Source organism: Vibrio sp. CCUG 15886 (genome assembly GCF_028570825.1).
GTDB lineage: Bacteria > Pseudomonadota > Gammaproteobacteria > Enterobacterales > Vibrionaceae > Vibrio > Vibrio vulnificus_B.
Genome location: NZ_JAQQBT010000001.1, coordinates 1,172,254 through 1,190,658 on the forward strand (window position 1 = coordinate 1,172,254; position 18,405 = coordinate 1,190,658).

Consider the following 18,405-nt stretch of genomic DNA (forward strand, 5'->3'; position numbering starts at 1 on the left):
GCGATGTGCGGTCTGATTGAAAGAATAAACAAAGGAGGCGTTATGCTGACATGGCAAGATATCATCACCTTCACCCACCAAGGAAATCCTCAGCCTGATACCGTCGTGAGAAAAAGCGATGCGCAGTGGCGTGAACAACTTGGCGAAGCACAGTACTACGTGATGAGGCAACATGGTACTGAGCGTCCTTTTTCTAACCAAATGTGCGAACTGTTTGAACCGGGTTTGTACCACTGTGCAGGTTGCCAAAACCTGCTGTTTGATTCGGGCAGCAAGTTCGATTCAAGAACCGGTTGGCCATCGTTCGCTCAGCCGATGAAAAGCAATGCGATTTCCTACCATTTGGATGACACCTTGGCCAGCCCAAGAATCGAGGTACGCTGCAACCAATGCGAATCGCACCTTGGACACGTATTTCCCGATGGGCCGGCACCATCAGGGCTTCGCTATTGTGTGAATGCCGTTTCAATTGAAAAAGTAAATCAGGAGGCATCATGACCACGCAACTTGCGACCTTTGGCGGTGGCTGCTTTTGGTGTACCGAGGCGATATTTTCTCAGCTCAAAGGCGTACTGGATGTGAAAAGTGGCTACAGTGGTGGTCATGTTAAACACCCTTGTTACCGCGAAGTGTGCAGTGGAAAAACGGGCCACGCCGAAGTGATTCAAGTGAGTTTCGACCCTGAAATAATCCGCTATGAAGCGCTGTTGCTGGTTCATCTCACCACACACAACCCCACCACGCTCAATCGCCAAGGGGCGGATCGCGGCACGCAATATCGCAGCATCATTTTGGCGCATGATGAGGAGCAAAAACGTATCGCACAGCAAGTGATTGCTGAGGTCGCGCCTTATTTTGATCAGCCAATCGTGACAGAGGTGGTGGATTTCGAACAGTTTTACCAAGCAGAAACTCACCATCAAAATTACTACAGCGATAACCCTGAAAAGCAATACTGCGCGGTGGTGATTGAACCGAAGTTACGCCGCTTGAGAGAACGCTATGCCGATCTCCTCGGCTAGTTTCCGTGTTGCAAGCCGCCTTTGTGCCTAGCGCAAGGCGGCTTTTTCCTTCGTGCAAACTTGCCCAGCCACGTTCCGCAAGCAGAGAGCTTGAACAGAGCGCTGGCTCTGTCTACAATGGCGCACTTTTTAGCGATTTCAGGTTAAAGAACATGAACGATACAACTGCAAAACCAGCACTTCCAGACCGTCTATCGGGCAACGCACGTAGCCCATTCTTCGTAAAAGAGTGCTTTGATCACCAAATCGGTATCCGTTTTAACGGCAAAGAGCGTAACGACGTTGAAGAATACTGTGTTAGCGAAGGTTGGATCAAAATCGCTTCTCCAAAAGCGAAAGACCGCTACGGCAACCCAATGCTGATCCAACTGAAAGGCACGGTTGAAGCGTACTACGTGTAAGCTATACGTTTAAAGCGAACGCCTCAGTTCCAATGCAAAAGCCCAAGTGGAGAGACTTCTCAACTTGGGCTTTTCTATTTGTGGTTCAAAAACAACTTGTCGATCCAAAATAACGTCTGCCGCTGCGGGCGAATCAAGGTTCACGCCAGCCATTGCCAATGTTAGAATTCACTACTATTTCATTTGGTAATAAAAGGAACTGTGATGAACCCGATTCTAGCAATGTTGAAAGAGAACAATATCAGCGACGAACAAATCAACGAGCTATTTCAAATCCTAACGCAGAACCCACTGGCCGCCATGGCGACCATCGCACAACTCGGCTTACCTCAAGAGCAACTGCAAATGCTGATGGCACAAGTGATGCAAAACCCGGCATTGATTAAAGAAGCCGTGGAAGAACTTGGGCTCGATTTCTCTAAAGTGGAAGAGGCGAAAGCGAAACTGCAACAGCCTCAATAGACCCCCACTGTTAGACCATCACTGTTCAGGCTGCTGAGTAATAGTAAGCGGCCTGAAACAGCCGCTTTATGCCCTACCCCAGAGTCGATGTTATTCCGAAAGGCTCTTTTCTCCTTCAACCATATCGGCAGCGGATTCTGTCACACTGACGCTTGATGTCGCCAATGGCGTCGCCGCGGAACATTGACATTCCTGACCTTTGGCTTTGCTGTTTTTATGGGGTGCATACCAATCTTTCAGCCCGTTTTCTAAGCGCGTTGCCGCCGCTTTCGGAGCCATCTTACCGAGCAGCACTGCCTGGCTCACTTCCGCCAATTCATCTCCTAACTTAGGCTGACCACGCGACAGAATTTGCGTAGCCACACGTATGGTGGAATCACATTGGTCACGCCACTCCATCATTTCGCGCGCCGCAGGATTACTCACCTCAAAGAAGTGGTTTGACAGCGAGAAAAAGCCCGGCAAAGAGTTGGTATAAAGCTCTGCAAACTGTGACGTCGTCAGCCATTGCAAAAAGGCCATCGCCGCTTGCGGATTTTTACTGGCCGGATTCATCCCCATGCCGATGTCGGTATGATCAGTGAAAAAACAGCCATCACCCTGATTGGCGACCGGTGGCGGCATCACGCCAAAGTCGAGTTTGTCGGTAAAAGGGGCGATCTCCCACGAACCTGCAACATAAAACGCCGCCTTGCCAGATGTAAACAGATCATTGGTTGCACCATAATCTCGGTTTTCCCCACCCGTACCTAAGTAGCGACGCCAACGCGCCAGCTCTTCAAACACCTGCACGTATTGCCCATCATCTAAACGCTCTTGACCATTAATCAGCGCTAAGCGGCCATCTTCGCCTTTCCAGTAATTGGGCCCGATGTTTTGAAAGCCCAATTCGGACGACACCCAACTCTCGCTGCCACTCATCGCCAAAGGTACATAACGCCCATCTGCTTTCACTTTGTCGAGGACAGAGAAAAATTGGTCACGCGTTTTTGGCACACTCAAACCAAGCTGATTGAAAATCTGCTTGTTATAAAAGAAACCGTGAATCACCGATGCCATTGGTACACAAAACGTTTGCGCGCCGGAATCGGTTTGCCAAGGTGCTTGTGCAAAGCTCGGGAAATTCTCCATCCCAGCCATTTCGGTAATCTCGGCCAGATGCCCCGCTTTAAAGAGCGCTAAGGAATCATCAAAAGGACGGCAAGTAATTAAATCACCCGCTTTGCCTGCTTTAAGATTTTCCCACAACGTCGGCATGTAGTTGACGTTTTTCACTGGACGAAAGGTCACTTTGATGCCCGGATGTGAAGCTTCAAACGCTGGAATGATTTTCTGCTCCCACAGCGCCTTGTCATCCGCTCGCCAACTTTCAATCACCAACTCACTTGCCATGACTTGGCTACACACTAGGAGACCCAGCGCTCCAATCCACTTGTTGATCATACGCCCTCCTAAACCTTGAAATGTGCAATCAGTTGTTGCTGTTTGGCCGCTAAATCCGCCAACACTTCGCTGCTGCTGGCCGACTCTCTCGCTTCACGCTCTGTCTCGTGCGCCACTTCTGAAATGCCCGTCACGTGGTGTGCAACGCTCTGGCTCACCAAAATCTGCTCTTGTGCGGCATGCGCCACTTGATCGGCCATCTCTTTGATCGCGCTCATGCGCTCGGCGATCGATTGCAGCGCCGTGTCCATCTCTCGCGTCTGCTCCACACAAGTTCGCGTTTGATCTTGGCTGCGTCCCATCACCTCAACCACTTCCTTACTGGAGTGCTGAAGGTTCTCAATCATTTTCTGGATCTCTTCGGTTGAGGTTTGCGTGCGTGTTGCGAGGGCACGAACTTCATCGGCCACCACCGCAAAACCGCGCCCTGCATCCCCAGCACGCGCCGCTTCGATCGCTGCGTTGAGTGCCAGTAAGTTGGTTTGCTCCGCGATGCCACGAATCACATCCAAAATGCTGCCAATGTTGTTACTGAACTCACCCAGCTTGTGCGTGATACCCACAGCGGCTTCCATGTCATGAGCCAGCTGCTCGGTGATTTTGCGCGTGTTGGCCACTTTCTGGCGGCCACTTTTCGCTTCGGCATCGGCGCGATCCACTTCATCTTTCGCCCCATCGGTTGAACGAGCCACCTCCGTTGCGCTCACCTCTAGCTCGGTAATGGCAGCGGCAACTTGGTCTGTCTGGCTTTTCTGCTCTTGCACCCGCGCCATGGCCCGCTCGCTGATTTCCGCCGAACGGCTCGCTTCATCCACTAAGTGACGAGAACCGGCGGTAATTTGCGACAACAATTCCCCCGTTTTGTCCGCCAACATGTCAATGGAGCGTGAAAGCTCACCAAACTCACAGCCCGTTTGATAATTGATGCGCCGCGTCATATCCCCTTTGGCCATGTAGGCGAGTTCTTTGTTGATCTTCTGTAGGGGGTTTTTGATGCTCATTGCGGTGGTATAGCCGATGATCAAAGCCACGGCGGCAGAAATCGCCGAGACCGCCATGATCCAGAAGTTGGCACTGCTCACCGCTTCATCCGCCACCATTCGGCTTCGCTCTGCAATGGTGCCCGCCGCTCTGGCCATGTCATCCAATTTTGCCAAGCTGTTGGAAAGGCTGGTATCCACCTGCTGGTTTTGAATCACAAGATCGTTTTCCAGTTGCTGAGCTCGGCGCATGGTTTCAAGTAAGCCTTGCTTACCCAGCGCCAGCTCTTGCAAGCGATTGAGGTTCGCCACATAGCGTGCTTTGACATCTTCTGGCACTAATACGCGCTCAAGGCGTTTACGCGCCATCTCAATATCTTTACTCAGTACCTTCTCGAGTGCATTGAGATCGGTTTTAGCGTCGGCACGGCGAATATTTTTCAGATCTCGCGCAATCCCAGAGGTGATCAATTCCGCTTTATTGCGCATGGAGCGTTGGCTAGAGCTCTGTTGCAAAAGCAAATCCGCTGCCCATTGATAGGTATCTTCGAGTCGAATAAACGCAATTTCGAGTTCGCGACCTTTGACTAAGGCATCCACCCACTCGCCATGTTTCGCCAAGACCTTATCCGAATCGGCGTAAAACTGATTGGTTGCCTGCAACACTTGCTGGAACTGCGCTTGGCTTTCTTCTGCTGAGGTAAATTGATTCATCTCTTGGCTTAACTCACGAAAACGTGCCTGCTGAGATTTAAATCGACTCGAGAGTTGTGGCAACTCTGCCGCCTCCTCGCTGGCTCGATATTCCAAAACCCAGCGGTTACTCTCTTGCAGTGCTTCCTTCAACCCCGCGACCGCCACCACCAAGGGTGTCGCACGATCAGAAACTTCAGACAAACCGTCATTAATCCCTTGAATTTTAAGAGTGCTGATGACCCCCAACAGGATGAGCAAAAGGAGCATTAACACGAATCCAGCGGAGATCCGCTGCACGATAGATAAGCTCATGAACATATCCTCACTGATGCATGAAAAGATAAATTAAACATAGTTGTGATTTGCCAAACCGGTGGGAAGAAGATCAAGATTTGTGATGTTTGAGAATGTTGGTAAGAGAAGGGTTATTACAACGAAAGCTTACACGGTAAGAGAAGGACGTCGACTAGCTCTTCTAATGATTTGTTTATTTTATACTGCCAATTATCAACACGTTTTATGATCAGATGATAGCCATCATTGCTCAACAATAAAGCAAGTTATGCAATTTTACGCTGACGAAAAATCCGCCTCTTCAAAAAAATCATTCATAGACAATAAAAAACAAGCGAAGCGAATTTCCTCTCGAATTTTAGTTATTAAATCTACGTTCATAACATCATCCAATGTTAGCTTTTTCTAATTTTCAAACCTGAGAAAAATACAGATATATATGCCCGTTCAATCATATTTATCTTGCTGATGATAATCATTCGCATAATAATCATAAGGCCATGTTTTAATGACATTTTTTAAGAGAGATTAATAAAGAAAATGAAAAAATATTTAAGCTTGTTAATGACAATAACATTGTCAATCGCATTATCGGGCTGTAATGGTTCTTCTGATTCTTCATCAGAGTTAGCAGAAAGTTACGATGGTGTTTATAAAGATAAAAACGGGGAGTCGCTTTTTTATAGCTCGAATGAAGATGCGATCTATTTATATAGACCACCACAACAATACAAGGATGGTTATATTAGCAGCTCAAATCGTAGCATTGTGGTCGACAACAATTTAATTGGTCCTTATATAGATACGAACCATTTCGTGAAATCGGAACTTGGCGACTACTATCATTACCAAAACTCCACCGTTCAGTTTCATTTTTCAAAGGGTAATGTGTCCGCACTAGTCAAAGATGAGGGTGACAGAACACTTGTTGACACCACGTACACCAAACTGCCAACACTCGCTGATTTTGATCTGATGTATCAAAGCTATGCGGATTGGGAGCGTATGACACTCATCTTCTCTAATGATGATCGTATGTTTGCTCAATTGGACTTTATGCTGACGTGCCAATTAAATGCTGATGTAAAGAGGATGTCGAACTTCTATCGTGTCTCTAATGGTGCAATAACCTGCAATGATCCAAACGATCCACGTATCGACTCAAATATGCACGGCGTTATCTATAAGGTGGCGGAAGACAGCCGAGCTATCGTCATTGTGCAAGGAAAACGTTGGACATATCGTACGACTTTCCAAACCGTTTATTAATCGAAAAGGGGCATCAGCCCCTTTTCATATTCTTATCTTTACTCTGTCTTTCACACCAAGCTCAGATTACTCATCACGCAGCAAAGCTTTTGCGAGTAAAGAAAGCGCTGCCGAAAGTAACACAATGTCTTTAAGCAAGAATTGTCCTGGCACAACCGAAATGGCAGGGAATCCGCCTAGGCTCGCTTCAGCAATAGGAGCAGTAAACAAGAAGCTGGTTGTTACAGCAAAAGTCAATGTTGCGCTGGCGGCTCCAAGTATCGCAAAGCCACGATGAACTGGGGCTAACAGTAGCGCAACCGCCGTCGCCACTTCCACAAAACCAATGAGGTTTGATGCGCCTTGCAAGCTAAACACGCTATACAACCAGCTAGTCAGAGGGCTTGAAGCCACTAAACCTTCAATAGCACCCGCTTCGTAGCTGGTGAACTTCATCGCCCCTATCCATGCAAGTACGATGACGATGGAAAAACGCACCGCTTGATCTGCAAACTGGTTGAGTGAATGGGCAAATTCGCTGCGATTTTGATGAGTATTGATGAGCGTTGACATAATGTTCTCCTTTCAATTCTGATTTTTATTCAATAAGTAATGATTTAGTGACGGATTGCTTGGCTACGTAGAATCTTCTCAAATCGGCCTTTTCGGATTGCTGTGATAAGGTCTTGATTCCCGCCGACATGCACATCGCCGACAAAAATTTGTGGCACCGTTCTGCGTTGGCTGCGATTTAGCATCTCGTTAAACAGTGCTTGGTCATCGCTGACTTCGATTTCTCGATAAACCAACCCCATGCTCGCCAAGGTCTGTTTGGCTGCTTTGCAGTGTGGGCAGTAGCTTTTGGTGTAGATTTCAATCTTTGGCATGGTCTTGCTCCCGTGTGTTTCGCTATGGGTTTAATTTAGCGCTTGCCACTCGTACTATCTATGCACAATAATCTTGAATTAATACATCGATCGTATATTCATAGGAGGCAATACATGGAAGTGATGAGCGATATTCTTCGTGCAATACGCGTTGTCGGCAGTGTGTATTTTTGCAGTCAGGTCGAAGCACCGTGGACCAAAACCTTCAACGATTTGGATCACGCCAGCTTTCACATGATCCGCCGTGGTGCCTGTTGGGCCAATGTGGATGGGCGTATCGAACAGCTGAACGCGGGCGATCTTATTTTTCTCGGCCCCGGGCAAAATCACCTTCTCTCCAGTCAATCTCCTGAAAAAGGGAAATCCGATTTAACCGAATCGACACTGCTTTTATGTGGTTCCTTTAGCTTTACACGCACAGCGACCACACCGCTGCTGGATGTATTTCCGCGCGTCACCATCGTTCGTGATCAAGATTTGGCGAAATACCCTTGGCTACGCAGCACCTTTGACCAATTAAGTTCAGAGTATCTTTCACAAGGGCCAGGTTCAGAGCTTATCGTCAATAAGCTCACCGAAATCATTTTGGTCGAGCTGATTCGGATTAATTTTGGACGTGAGCAAACCAGTCCCTTTTTGGAAGCACTCAACGACAAACGCATCTCTCGAGCACTGCAGCTTCTCCATGACCATCCGGAAACTGGCTGGACATTGGAAACCGTCGCCAATCAAATTGGTATGTCACGCGCGGCATTTGCCAATCGCTTTTCAAGCCTGGTCGGTAAACCGATGTTTGAGTATTTAACCAATCTGCGAATGCAAAAAGCACAAGAATTACTACTCGAATCCTTGCTGCCGATTGACGAGATTGCCGAACAAGTGGGGTACGAATCTGAGCGAGCATTCACACTGACGTTTAAAAAACACACCGGCACCACACCTAAGCGTTTTCGGGCTCAGTAATTCAGACAAAAAAGCCCTCGCATAGACGAGGGCTCAGAGTTCACAAAGTCACCTTTTTTATTCTAGACGCTCCAAACGGTAGTACATATCTGGAAAATCGTTGGTTTCCTTAATGGTATAGACATAGCCACGATCCGAGATAAACGCGTAGATTGGCTCTTCGTCTATCACTTTATCGATACTACTGTCGATAGTACGAGCCGTCTTAGGGAAGGTTTTTTCTACCGTCATGCTGGCTGTATCAAACTTTCGCACCGTATAGCTTGGGTAGGAATCTGCCAAGATCGTCACCGTTTCGTTTTGAGCGGTAGAACTGACATAAGAATACTCCGTACCATAATCCCCAGGAATGGCCATCAGAGGTAAGCGTCCTGCGTAACGCATATCTTCTTCCGGATTATTGGATATGGTAAAAATGCTACCACTTGAGGTATACAACTTTGTGCCATCGTAAGAGAACCAGAAATCACCCCCTATATCGTAATCACCGTGATATGGCGAATCAGTAGGATAGTCGATACCACGCTCTTCATTGATGTTGGTGCGGCTAATGTCTTGTGGTGAAAACGCGGTTGAAGTGAAGTAAATGCCGTGTCCACTCGGGTGCAACTCAAAGACTGACATACTGCGTAACATAGAATCTCGCAGAAACGTCTCGTGTGAACTCTCTAGGTTAAAGCGCGAATATTTAGAGAAGCCATCATGGCGATCGACAAGATAAACGTGATCATTCTTCACCACTGCTATCGGATTAGCGACGCTGGTGTTGTGAACAGTGATCAAAGGCGTTGCCGCATAGTCAGGGTTGTAATCAATCTGAGTAACCTGATAGTCGTGCGCGACGATAATACGGCCTTGCGTTGATACCAAATCGACAGCCAAATCTTTAGGCTCACTTGTCAGTGGGTATTTGAATGTCGTATTTGAGGCAATGTCATATACGTACACTGCGTTTGTGGGTGAATCAGACACCATGACAATGATATCTAGCCCAGGAATATGTTTCGCTTCTCGCACTTTAAATGGCAACTCTTGAGATTCATTAACCGCAGCAGGGCTATCTGCGGCAAACACAGGAGGCGTCACTTGATAGTTCATCGGGATGGTTAGCGGGCTGCCTTTAATTGGGTATTGGCAATCTTTATCGTAACAGGCGTCGACGGTCAAACTGCCGCTATGACTACCCACCCCCAAAGACGTTGGCAAACGAACATCGGCGGTTAAGCGATGAACATTGCTACCGAGATCTTCCACTGCAACGTGGCTCGCGACCTTGTAATCATTTTGATTTCGTAAGGTGATGAGATCAGCATTCTGCCCCGTCAACTGCGTAAAAAACGTCACTGGCGCGTTATCCAATACCGTTTCATTCAACCTCGCGCTTTTATCAAAATTTTGAGGTGAAACAGAAGAAAGTGAAATCTGCTCATCCAAGGGATTCGCGTAATTCACATTGACCTTGATTGGAGATCCCGCAACATGCTGATTACAGTAATAATCATAGCAAAACGCTAAGCTGACTTGGCTCGTGTTGTTACCCTCTTTAAACAGGTAACCGGGGTGAAATTCAAGCGTATAGTAACCCGCTTGCTCTGTGACAAATTGAAGTTCCGCGTTGCGTAATAATCCCCCCGTATCCTCCATCACACCAAAGAAAATTTGGCTACCATCGGTTACCACACCTCGAGAATCAATATCGACGGTCGCATAGGTGTATTTCATGCTGTTCCCTTCAACATGAACTGAAGGTGTTGTAGTAAACACGCGTAGTGAATTGCCAGCGTCAGAACCGCCTCCTCCTCCACCGCAACCAACCAATGTCAAAGCGATCAATGACGCCAACGTCGTTCTATACATAATCCTGATATCCTATCCAACTAAATCCAGCAAAATTATATTTAACTTCGTTAAACCGTCAGATAGATAAACGTGGAAAATACGACTTACTTAAAACTAATAACTCTTTGATATTTCAATATGTAACTGAGTATTTAATCTCAAATTCACGACCGCACGGCGAGCGCTTTATACCCACTTGTTAACCTGTTCGAATAGACGACGTACGAAGCAAGAATGAGCAAAATCGAGCACACAAACGTAAAATTAAATGAGCTTTCACTCACCTATTTCATAAGTCGTTACATAACTTGGCACATTAACGCTTTACATCTGGAGTTGGGGAAGGAACACTGCCCCTCAACGTAAAATCGCAGCCGATAACATAGAGTCAGAAAAATATGAGTAACACGACGGCGAAAAAATCGAATCCCCTTGTCGAGATCCTTTTTAACGTATTTGTCCCTTCATTCATTTTGATGAAATTCAGCGGAGAAGAACACCTAGGAACAGCACTTGCCCTTGTGGTCGCCTTGTTGTTTCCCATTGTTTACGGTGGCATGGACCTGATCCGCAACAAAAAATTCAACTTCATCTCCGCCCTTGGCTTTGTCAGTGTATTGCTGACTGGCGGCATCGGTTTGCTGGAACTGGATACAAAATGGCTCGCCCTAAAAGAAGCGTTGATCCCAGGTTTGATCGGCTTAGCGGTATTTGGCTCGACCTTTACACGCTACCCGTTAATGCAGAAGATGGTGCTCAACGACACCGTATTGAACCTTGATTTGATCACCCAGCGTCTCAAAGAAAGAGGCAAAACAGATGCCTTCGAGCGCTGTTTAATGTCGTCCAACTACCTGTTCGCCAGTACCTTTGCTTTTTCTTCTGTGATGAACTATTTCCTTGCCACTTGGATTGTCACCAGCCCGGCAGGCACCGTGGAATTCAATGAAGAGCTCGGTAAGCTGACCTTATACAGCTACCCTGTGATTGCCATTCCGAGCATGTTGATGATGTTTGGTATTTTTTATTACGTTTGGCGCCAGATTCGCTCGATGACATCACTGGAAACCGAGCAAATTTTCCATACCAAATAAATCTGCAAGTGGGATTGTTTACTGAGCCTAACGGGATGGCGGCAGCCAAAGCCTCATCCACGGGCTAAACGCGGTAAATAATCCCCAATTTTCACCCAACTCAGCACGCCAACTGCCCATTTAGCCATTCAATAAACGCCGCGTTTTTTGGCCTGTGTTGTTGGCCGTTTAAACAAATCAAATCGTACCCTCTCCCTGCGTGGACGCGTTCAAAAGGCGCGACGAGCTCTCCCTTTTCCAAACTGGCTTGCACCAAAGATGCCCGTGCCATTGCGATACCCATGCTGTTTTTGGCGGCAATCATCGCCATATCGGCATGGTTAAAAAGGTAGGTTTTCTCCATCACATTAAGCGATTTCAACTCAGGGTTGCTTTGGCTTGCTAACCAGCTCTGCCATTCATGATTTGGCTCATTTGCTTCTAGTGATTCGGTGCAATGGATAAAAGTCACGGCTTCAAATTGGCTGACACTACTCATGCCATCGGAGAAATGTATTTGGCTGTATTCAGGGCTACAAACCGGCATCAACTCTTCATCAAATAGCCTTTGATGATGGAACCCCGGATGCTCGCTGTCACTGTAGTAAATCGCAATATCAACGGGCTCATGTAAGAAATCTAATCGGCTTGCCTTTACTCGAAGCTTGATATTGAGAGAAGGATACAAACGCTGAAATTCCACCATACGCGGCAGTAGCCAACTCTGTGCAAACGTGGGAGCCACGCCGATGTAAAGCTCACCACGCAGCTCGTTGAATTTGATGTCTTCAAGTTCAGAGAAAATCACCTCAAACGATTGGTTAAGCGCGTGCAGTAACCGCTCTCCTTCTTTGGTCAGCTCTAATCGCCGCGTCATACGCACAAATAAGCTGAAACCCAGTTGTTCTTCCAGTGACTTAATGCGTTGGCTCACTGCCCCTTGGGTAATAAACAACTCCTCAGCGGCTTTGGTAAAGCTGAGGCACTTACCAGCAACGGCGAAGGTGTACATGTTAGAGAGCATCTGCTGTTTTCTGTCCATCGTGGCACCCAACATAAATTAGAAAGGCTAATGCATAGCAAGTTTTAATTGGTTTGTATAGCGAATCTCGATGCTTTTAAATCAAAATGTCTTATCCATAACGAGAAACAGCACGATGAAAAAGAATCTAAAAATTACCATTATTGGTGCAGGCTCCAGTTACACACCTGAGCTTATCGAAGGTCTTATCAAGCGCAATCATGAACTGCCTATCGGCGAGTTGTGGTTGGTCGATATTGAAGATGGCAAAGAGAAAGTCAGCATCATTGGCGATTTAACACGCCGAATGTTGGCGAAAAACAACCTGTCTCATATTGATGTTCACGTCACGCTGGAGCACAAACCCGCATTAAAAGACGCCGATTTTGTCTGTTCTCAATTTCGCGCAGGTTGTTTGGAAGGTCGCATTCGCGATGAACGCATCTCGCTTAAATACGGCATGATCGGTCAGGAAACCAACGGTTTAGGCGGTTTTGCTAATGCCTGTCGCACCATTCCTATTGCGTTGGAAATCTGTAAAGAGATGGAAGAATTGTGTCCTGACGCTTGGCTGTTGAACTTCACTAATCCATCGGGCATGGTGACCGAAGCGATTCTCAAACACACCAAAGTAAAAGCGGTCGGTTTGTGCAACGTGCCAGTGATCATGCAAAAAGGCATCGCGCAAATGCTGGGGGCTGACGAGCAAGACTTTGTATTGCAAGTCGCGGGTTTGAACCACTTTATCTGGGCGCGTCAGATCCTGCATGAAGGTCGCGATAAGCTGCAAGAAGTGGTCGAAGAGATCCTATCTGGCAACGATCCTCTCGTTCCGCAAAACATTCCTCCATTCGAATGGCCACAAGAGCTGCTGCGCAATATGGGGATGATTCCATGCGCATACCTTCGCTATTACTACACTAGCGAAGACATCATGAAGCAGGAAATTGAAGAAGCGAACGGCGAAGGCACACGCGGCGAAGTGGTCAAAGCGATGGAGAAACGTCTGTTCGATATCTACCGCAACCCAGAGCTTAACGAGAAACCAAAAGAACTCGAAAAGCGCGGTGGCCAATATTACTCAGAAGCGGCGTGTGAGCTGATGAGCTCTATCTACAATGACAAACGCACCATCATGCACGTGAACACTCGCAACAACGGCGCGATTGCGGGCTTGCCGGACGACTGCACTGTGGAAGTGAGCTGTATGATCACCAAATCAGGGCCCGTTGCTTTGAATGTTGCGCCGTTCCCAACAGATACACTGCGCCTGATTCAATTGATGAAGGATTTTGAATCGCTCACTGTAGAAGCCGCGGTCACTGGCAACCGCAATGCGGCTCACCGAGCGTTGATTCTCAACCCATTGGTCACAACGGGAACGATTCTAGAGCAGGCATTGGAAGAGACAATTCAAGCGAACCTCGATTACATGCCGCAGTTTCGTTAATCCTTAAAAGTGATTCCTTAAAATAAGGGGGATGGTTAGCACCATCCCCCTTAAAAAATCTGACTGCAACAAGCCACTAAGCCTAAACCGGCTGACTCAGCATAAACACCACCACTAACGCGAGGCTGCTGCCCATGCATCGGTTTACCCACACCACCTTTTGTGGTGACTGGATAAAGCGGTTCAATACGGTGCCAAAATAGGCCCACACAAACATCCCTAGCACACCGGTTCCGACCATCACGCTGATAATGATCACCACCTGAGTCAGGTAATCATTGTTTGGCGAGATAAATTGAGAGAACACCGTCAGCGATGCGACCCAACTTTTCGGATTCAAAATTTGCACCCACACTCCAGACAAAAAACCAGACTTTTTCGCATTCGAATCATTATCGATCTCCATATTGGCAATCGACCATGCCAGATACAGCAAATACGCCGCACCAACCCACTTTAGTGCCGTGTACAAATCTGGGTAAAGGGTAAACAAACTGACGAGCCCCACACTGGCACCAACCAACATGATAATCACCCCGACAGCATTGCCCAGCACAAACGGCACGGTCGCAGAAAATCCGTATCGGCTTGAAATGCCTAACAGCGCCACATTGCCCGCTCCCGGCGTCAACGAAATAGAAACGGCAAACAACAAAAACGCCGCCAACAACTGAGCACTCATGCACTCTCTCCCCAAAAAGTCGTGATTTAATATGAAAACAGTCTAACGATTTGGCTAGAAATAAAATTGCTATCTGCGCTACGATAAACGCCAATTTGAGCAAACTATTTCCAAAAGCATCATGAAAAAGAAAGAATCCACCAACTTCGAATTGGACAATACCGATTTCGACATTCTTGATCATATTCAGAAAGATGGACGCATAAGCAATTCCAAACTCGCCGAAACCCTCAACTTGAGCGAGACACCCTGTTGGCGACGTTGGAAAAAAATGGAAGAGGAAGGCTACATTGAGGGCTACGCCGCGAAACTCAATCGCAAGAAACTCGGCTTTCAAGTTTCGGGGTTTACGCTGGTCACTCTAGGCAGCCATGAAGTGGAAAACACCACACCTTTTGAAGACTTCGTAGCAGAAACCGACTGGATCTTAATGTGTCACTGCATTGCAGGCAGCGCAGATTACATGGTGCAAGTGGTAGCAAGAGACTTAGACGAATACTTTGACCGCATCAGTGCCATTCGCCGTGTAAAAGGCATCAGCGCCATTCAATCCAACGTCTCCGTTAAGGAAATCAAGAGCACCTTCCAGTTGCCATTGGAGTGAAACGACGAAGGAGACTGCGCTCGCTATCTCCGCCGGCCAGTCACGCGAAACTGCTGTGGGGTGACATCAAAATAGGCTTTAAATGCCTTGATGTAAGACGAGTCGTTCTGATAGCCCACTTGATCGGCAATGCTTTGAATAGAGAGCTCTTCATCTAACAAAGAGAGCGAATAGATCAGCCGAATTTGCTGTCGCCACAACTGAAACGACGTGTTGAACTCTTTGGCAAACAAGCGCGACAAAGTTCGCTCCGACGCGCCGACTTTCTCACCCCACTGTTTGAGCGACCAATCCAATGCTGGCTTGTCGGTCAGCGCTTCAAACATCAGCTTTAAGCGCCGATCTTCTGGCAGCAGCAACTGAAACGTCTGCACGTTGTCTTTCATGATTTGGTCATGCAGCACCGCAAGCAAGCGCGACACTTCCCCATCACTTACAACCCCTTCGCACTGGCGGCGAATTTCCTGTAACAGCTCATTTAAAAACGGCGTGAGCGTAATGGTTCGCACTTGATGCTGATACTCGGTTCCAAAAGCCGGATTGAGGTAGATACCAACAAACGTAGTATGACTTAGCGCGATAGATTCATGTTGAATGCCAGCAGGCACAAACAGCGCAGAGGTATGGGGCACAAGGTGCTGGTAGTGATCGGTTTGGGTTTGCAAAAGCCCTTTGATCGGGAAAATGACTTGATGCCAGGTATGTTGGTGCATCGCATCTATGTAACCTTTGGGCATGTCGATGGTTTTAACCAGCGCTGGTGAGTGAGGGTTGGCGGCCATCATCTCATTAGACGTCATCACACCGGAGTGAGAATCGATTTGGCGGGTTAGCATCATTAACTGTCCTTACATCCCTACTCTGACACAAGTGCACTAGGCTATCATGCTCGGTAAAGTGAATGAAGCCGTGAGGTGCGACGTATGCGATATCAAGTTGAAATATCCAAAGAAAACCAACTCTTATTCAAAGTCGATATTGATAACATCAACCCAGCCAAGTGCGAAACATCGCTCGAAACCGTATTGGCTAAGTTTCCAAAAACGGAAGGTTATCAACGCCATGTGTTGGTTTCTGATAGCGAAACACGCTACTTAAAAAGCACAGAAAAGCGCATTGAAGTACTGGCAGCGATTCCGGTATTTGCCTCATTGGGCGAGCGTTAACCTCGGGTTTGTTGACCAATCCGTTTCACGCAATAAGGAAAGAATATGAAGAAGTTAGGCGTCGTTAACAGCGTATTAGCAGGAAAAACCGTTGACTTTGCGCATGGCACGAAAAGTGCGATTAACAAACAGGTTATGTCACAGCGTCTACACGCAACTGAACTGGGTTTCACCAATGACGAGCAAGGCGATCCGCGCTTTCATGGCGGCATTCAAAAAGCCCTTCATATTTACCCAAGCGAGCACTACCCAGTTTGGCAGCAAGAACTGGGTGACAAAGCGATTTTCCATTCCGCAGGCGCGTTTGGTGAGAACTTAAGCTCTAGCGGCGTAACAGAAGCGTTCATTTGCTTGAAAGATAAAATCCGCATCGGCACAACCTTGCTAGAAGTGTCGCAAGGGCGCATGCCTTGTTGGAAACTCAACGTACGCTTTGAGCAAAACGACATGGCAAGAAGGCTGCAAGACACGCTTCGAACGGGTTGGTATTTCCGAGTGTTAGAAGAAGGCGATATCGGCGCAGGTGACGAGATTATTCTGTGTGAAAGACCTTATCCAGACTGGTCCCTAGCTCGCATCATGGGCGCGGTGTTTACTGGCTGCCTAGATAAAACTGAGCTAAACCAACTGGCAGAACTGCCATTGGTTGAATCTTGGGGCAAGCTTGTCGAACGCCGCCTAGAAACCGGCGAAGTCGAAGATTGGGAAATGCGTTTGGTTGGCCCAACGGCCCAGCCAACTCGATAACAGCAGGATGAAGGCTCGAAGCAAGCGAGCCTTCATTGATGAGGGGCCAAGGGAGAGAGACTAAAATGTTTTTGGATAAATCTGAGCTAGCCTCACCAGCTAGCTCGAAGTTGGACAGAAACGCTTTAGGGTAGTGGCACTAAGTCGCTCTTGTCCCTGATTGAGCTGAAAATCCAAGTGATATCAAGCTCATCTTGAACAATTCAAAATAATACACTCCCGATCTGCGATTAGAAGCAGCGTGTCAGCAGGTTAGCTCGCCAGACTGCCTGAATCGTTCGAAACGATCCTTTACCAAGTTGCGGTAATCCGGATACTCACTGAAGTAGCGCACAATTTCCTCTGCTTCTCTTCCTGAGTGGCACAGTTCACGCTGTACATAGGTAAATATGTTTATGAACCTTACAAGGCTGATTTCATCTACAAGAGAATCAGCTTCAGAAAATGGAACATACAAGATAGCGATATTACTTTTAAACTCATCTGCTGATAATAAATCTCCTTCCTTAAGGCGCTTAAATCTTGCTTTTATGGCATTGGTATCAGGGTCAACCATCCAAAGCTTGAGTTCCTTCTCGTCTAATAAAGCCTCCTGCTGATAACGACAGTAGCTTTCATCTGTACGCTGAGCAACCAGAATATCTCTGTATAACTGTATCCACGTTATACGATCCTTTTGGTACTTATGCTTGGCCCAGTGATTTTTTAAGCGTTTAAGGAACACCTCCATAGAAGGAACAACCAAAGTTTTACCCTGTTTTTCAGCTAGCTTTGGCAGATAATTACTCAATGTAGGAGAAGGCTGATGCGATAGCTCCATCATTAAGTCAAACAAAGCAGCCCAGTACATCACAAGTTTGATTACATATTCAGTTACCTGTTCATTTGGCGGCTCTGGGAGTTGCAAACTATCTATAAGCAGCCAGTCTCTTACAAATTTTTGAGTTACCTCGTGGTTGTTTTTTTCATCGCTACCTTTGAGACACAAATACTCGATCTCGCAATGAGCCAGAAGGAAACTAAAAAACTCATCTAGTTCAAACCTGCCGTATTCATGATGAGCCTTTCTGAATGATGCGACCGCTACCTTCATCCCGAACCACGCACCTAAGTGCCTAAGTTCATAACCCTCGACTTCACTCAAATAACTGTCGACGTCAAATCCCTTTAGACGACATTCTGCCATCAGTTCCCGCATGAGTTTCTCTAAATCTCCGTTACGATAGTCCCTGAACATCTGCTGATCATGAGTAATGTTGGGATCTTTTTTCAGCATTCTCATTAGTTTGACGAATGCGTCGGATCCTGACTTTATATCTTTAGTTGATACCCGAAAGAATCCGGGAAGACCGTTAAATAGAATTCCTCGGTCAGAAAGTTCGGTAAACATATTTCAGTGAAATGTCCCTTTTTACATGTCTGTACTG

20 protein-coding genes are annotated in these 18,405 nt (G+C 47.1%); 11 read left to right on the forward strand and 9 right to left on the reverse strand.

Translation table 11 applies throughout. The annotated features are described in order from the left end of the window. The first annotated feature begins 42 nt into the window (after positions 1 to 42). The 4 genes from msrB to PQQ36_RS05025 all read left to right on the forward strand — a co-directional run bounded on the left by msrB (position 43) and on the right by PQQ36_RS05025 (position 1,885). Entirely contained in the window at positions 43 to 498 is a 456-nt protein-coding gene (msrB, locus tag PQQ36_RS05010; protein ID WP_045593561.1) for a peptide-methionine (R)-S-oxide reductase MsrB, read from the forward strand. Beyond that, a complete protein-coding gene (msrA, locus tag PQQ36_RS05015) occupies positions 495 to 1,022 on the forward strand; it encodes a peptide-methionine (S)-S-oxide reductase MsrA (RefSeq protein ID WP_039536793.1) in 528 nt (175 codons plus the stop codon). The genes msrB and msrA overlap by 4 nt, the downstream gene beginning before the upstream one ends. Before the next feature lie 152 nt (positions 1,023 to 1,174). Then, positions 1,175 to 1,423, forward strand: a complete 249-nt coding sequence (locus PQQ36_RS05020) for a DUF3297 family protein (protein WP_011081943.1) — start codon at positions 1,175 to 1,177, stop codon at positions 1,421 to 1,423. A 204-nt stretch (positions 1,424 to 1,627) separates the two neighbouring features. Beyond that, a complete protein-coding gene (locus PQQ36_RS05025) occupies positions 1,628 to 1,885 on the forward strand; it encodes a DUF2999 family protein (protein WP_026050510.1) in 258 nt (85 codons plus the stop codon). A 90-nt stretch (positions 1,886 to 1,975) separates the two neighbouring features. Here PQQ36_RS05025 and PQQ36_RS05030 read toward each other — a convergent pair whose 3' ends face one another. Continuing rightward, positions 1,976 to 3,328, reverse strand: coding sequence for an ABC transporter substrate-binding protein (locus PQQ36_RS05030; RefSeq protein WP_273660510.1), 1,353 nt, complete (start codon positions 3,326 to 3,328; stop codon positions 1,976 to 1,978). 8 nt (positions 3,329 to 3,336) lie between these two features. Continuing rightward, positions 3,337 to 5,316, reverse strand: coding sequence for a HAMP domain-containing methyl-accepting chemotaxis protein (locus PQQ36_RS05035; RefSeq protein WP_273660512.1), 1,980 nt, complete (start codon positions 5,314 to 5,316; stop codon positions 3,337 to 3,339). A gap of 522 nt (positions 5,317 to 5,838) precedes the next feature. On the opposite strand from PQQ36_RS05035, the gene PQQ36_RS05040 reads away from it, so the two are divergent. After that, on the forward strand, positions 5,839 to 6,567 hold the full coding sequence (locus PQQ36_RS05040; protein ID WP_043921185.1) for a hypothetical protein: 729 nt from the start codon (positions 5,839 to 5,841) through the stop codon (positions 6,565 to 6,567). Positions 6,568 to 6,633: 66 nt separating this feature from the next. Here the strand turns inward: PQQ36_RS05040 and PQQ36_RS05045 are convergent, their stop codons facing one another. Further along, positions 6,634 to 7,119, reverse strand: a complete 486-nt coding sequence (locus PQQ36_RS05045; RefSeq protein ID WP_011081948.1) for a YkgB family protein — start codon at positions 7,117 to 7,119, stop codon at positions 6,634 to 6,636. A gap of 44 nt (positions 7,120 to 7,163) precedes the next feature. Next, positions 7,164 to 7,433, reverse strand: coding sequence for a glutaredoxin 3 (gene grxC, locus PQQ36_RS05050; RefSeq protein WP_011081949.1), 270 nt, complete (start codon positions 7,431 to 7,433; stop codon positions 7,164 to 7,166). Positions 7,434 to 7,547: 114 nt separating this feature from the next. Between grxC and PQQ36_RS05055 the strand changes: the two genes are divergently transcribed. After that, the gene (locus PQQ36_RS05055; RefSeq protein ID WP_011081950.1) at positions 7,548 to 8,396 is read left to right on the forward strand and encodes an AraC family transcriptional regulator; all 849 of its coding nucleotides are present in this window, start codon (positions 7,548 to 7,550) and stop codon (positions 8,394 to 8,396) included. A gap of 57 nt (positions 8,397 to 8,453) precedes the next feature. Here PQQ36_RS05055 and PQQ36_RS05060 read toward each other — a convergent pair whose 3' ends face one another. Further along, a complete protein-coding gene (locus PQQ36_RS05060) occupies positions 8,454 to 10,253 on the reverse strand; it encodes a hypothetical protein (RefSeq protein WP_045597419.1) in 1,800 nt (599 codons plus the stop codon). Positions 10,254 to 10,633: 380 nt separating this feature from the next. On the opposite strand from PQQ36_RS05060, the gene PQQ36_RS05065 reads away from it, so the two are divergent. After that, a complete protein-coding gene (locus PQQ36_RS05065; protein ID WP_015728402.1) occupies positions 10,634 to 11,329 on the forward strand; it encodes a VC0807 family protein in 696 nt (231 codons plus the stop codon). A gap of 100 nt (positions 11,330 to 11,429) precedes the next feature. On the opposite strand, the gene PQQ36_RS05070 is transcribed toward PQQ36_RS05065, so the two are convergent. Further along, positions 11,430 to 12,350 (reverse strand): LysR substrate-binding domain-containing protein, encoded by a 921-nt coding sequence (locus PQQ36_RS05070; RefSeq protein WP_015728403.1) that lies wholly within the window; start codon positions 12,348 to 12,350, stop codon positions 11,430 to 11,432. A 115-nt stretch (positions 12,351 to 12,465) separates the two neighbouring features. On the opposite strand from PQQ36_RS05070, the gene PQQ36_RS05075 reads away from it, so the two are divergent. Beyond that, on the forward strand, positions 12,466 to 13,779 hold the full coding sequence (locus PQQ36_RS05075) for a 6-phospho-beta-glucosidase (RefSeq protein ID WP_130192205.1): 1,314 nt from the start codon (positions 12,466 to 12,468) through the stop codon (positions 13,777 to 13,779). A gap of 82 nt (positions 13,780 to 13,861) precedes the next feature. On the opposite strand, the gene PQQ36_RS05080 is transcribed toward PQQ36_RS05075, so the two are convergent. Continuing rightward, positions 13,862 to 14,461, reverse strand: coding sequence for a LysE family translocator (locus tag PQQ36_RS05080; RefSeq protein WP_011081954.1), 600 nt, complete (start codon positions 14,459 to 14,461; stop codon positions 13,862 to 13,864). 121 nt (positions 14,462 to 14,582) lie between these two features. Between PQQ36_RS05080 and PQQ36_RS05085 the strand changes: the two genes are divergently transcribed. After that, on the forward strand, positions 14,583 to 15,065 hold the full coding sequence (locus PQQ36_RS05085; RefSeq protein ID WP_047111220.1) for an Lrp/AsnC family transcriptional regulator: 483 nt from the start codon (positions 14,583 to 14,585) through the stop codon (positions 15,063 to 15,065). A gap of 23 nt (positions 15,066 to 15,088) precedes the next feature. On the opposite strand, the gene PQQ36_RS05090 is transcribed toward PQQ36_RS05085, so the two are convergent. Then, positions 15,089 to 15,904 carry an AraC family transcriptional regulator gene (locus tag PQQ36_RS05090; RefSeq protein ID WP_273660515.1) on the reverse strand — a complete coding sequence of 272 codons (816 nt, stop codon included), beginning with the start codon at positions 15,902 to 15,904 and terminating at the stop codon, positions 15,089 to 15,091. Between the two features lie 84 nt (positions 15,905 to 15,988). Here PQQ36_RS05090 and PQQ36_RS05095 point away from each other — a divergent pair, with 84 nt between their 5' ends. Then, entirely contained in the window at positions 15,989 to 16,231 is a 243-nt protein-coding gene (locus tag PQQ36_RS05095; protein ID WP_011081957.1) for a hypothetical protein, read from the forward strand. Positions 16,232 to 16,276: 45 nt separating this feature from the next. Next, entirely contained in the window at positions 16,277 to 16,978 is a 702-nt protein-coding gene (locus tag PQQ36_RS05100) for an MOSC domain-containing protein (RefSeq protein ID WP_273660516.1), read from the forward strand. 244 nt (positions 16,979 to 17,222) lie between these two features. On the opposite strand, the gene PQQ36_RS05105 is transcribed toward PQQ36_RS05100, so the two are convergent. Then, positions 17,223 to 18,368 (reverse strand): hypothetical protein, encoded by a 1,146-nt coding sequence (locus tag PQQ36_RS05105; protein ID WP_047111229.1) that lies wholly within the window; start codon positions 18,366 to 18,368, stop codon positions 17,223 to 17,225. Positions 18,369 to 18,405 lie beyond the last annotated feature (37 nt).

What these genes read in the sequence shown, in the direction of transcription:
- grxC (WP_011081949.1), bottom strand. Translation starts at nt 7,433, where the DNA reads ATGCCAAAGATTGAAATCTACACCAAAAGCTACTGCCCACACTGCAAA.
- PQQ36_RS05100 (WP_273660516.1), top strand. Translation starts at nt 16,277, where the DNA reads ATGAAGAAGTTAGGCGTCGTTAACAGCGTATTAGCAGGAAAAACCGTT.
- PQQ36_RS05070 (WP_015728403.1), bottom strand. Translation starts at nt 12,350, where the DNA reads ATGGACAGAAAACAGCAGATGCTCTCTAACATGTACACCTTCGCCGTT.
- PQQ36_RS05030 (WP_273660510.1), bottom strand. Translation starts at nt 3,328, where the DNA reads ATGATCAACAAGTGGATTGGAGCGCTGGGTCTCCTAGTGTGTAGCCAA.
- PQQ36_RS05080 (WP_011081954.1), bottom strand. Translation starts at nt 14,461, where the DNA reads ATGAGTGCTCAGTTGTTGGCGGCGTTTTTGTTGTTTGCCGTTTCTATT.
- PQQ36_RS05035 (WP_273660512.1), bottom strand. Translation starts at nt 5,316, where the DNA reads ATGAGCTTATCTATCGTGCAGCGGATCTCCGCTGGATTCGTGTTAATG.
- msrA (WP_039536793.1), top strand. Translation starts at nt 495, where the DNA reads ATGACCACGCAACTTGCGACCTTTGGCGGTGGCTGCTTTTGGTGTACC.
- PQQ36_RS05095 (WP_011081957.1), top strand. Translation starts at nt 15,989, where the DNA reads ATGCGATATCAAGTTGAAATATCCAAAGAAAACCAACTCTTATTCAAA.
- PQQ36_RS05075 (WP_130192205.1), top strand. Translation starts at nt 12,466, where the DNA reads ATGAAAAAGAATCTAAAAATTACCATTATTGGTGCAGGCTCCAGTTAC.
- PQQ36_RS05025 (WP_026050510.1), top strand. Translation starts at nt 1,628, where the DNA reads ATGAACCCGATTCTAGCAATGTTGAAAGAGAACAATATCAGCGACGAA.
- PQQ36_RS05090 (WP_273660515.1), bottom strand. Translation starts at nt 15,904, where the DNA reads ATGATGCTAACCCGCCAAATCGATTCTCACTCCGGTGTGATGACGTCT.
- PQQ36_RS05020 (WP_011081943.1), top strand. Translation starts at nt 1,175, where the DNA reads ATGAACGATACAACTGCAAAACCAGCACTTCCAGACCGTCTATCGGGC.
- PQQ36_RS05085 (WP_047111220.1), top strand. Translation starts at nt 14,583, where the DNA reads ATGAAAAAGAAAGAATCCACCAACTTCGAATTGGACAATACCGATTTC.
- PQQ36_RS05045 (WP_011081948.1), bottom strand. Translation starts at nt 7,119, where the DNA reads ATGTCAACGCTCATCAATACTCATCAAAATCGCAGCGAATTTGCCCAT.
- PQQ36_RS05105 (WP_047111229.1), bottom strand. Translation starts at nt 18,368, where the DNA reads ATGTTTACCGAACTTTCTGACCGAGGAATTCTATTTAACGGTCTTCCC.
- PQQ36_RS05060 (WP_045597419.1), bottom strand. Translation starts at nt 10,253, where the DNA reads ATGTATAGAACGACGTTGGCGTCATTGATCGCTTTGACATTGGTTGGT.
- msrB (WP_045593561.1), top strand. Translation starts at nt 43, where the DNA reads ATGCTGACATGGCAAGATATCATCACCTTCACCCACCAAGGAAATCCT.
- PQQ36_RS05055 (WP_011081950.1), top strand. Translation starts at nt 7,548, where the DNA reads ATGGAAGTGATGAGCGATATTCTTCGTGCAATACGCGTTGTCGGCAGT.
- PQQ36_RS05040 (WP_043921185.1), top strand. Translation starts at nt 5,839, where the DNA reads ATGAAAAAATATTTAAGCTTGTTAATGACAATAACATTGTCAATCGCA.
- PQQ36_RS05065 (WP_015728402.1), top strand. Translation starts at nt 10,634, where the DNA reads ATGAGTAACACGACGGCGAAAAAATCGAATCCCCTTGTCGAGATCCTT.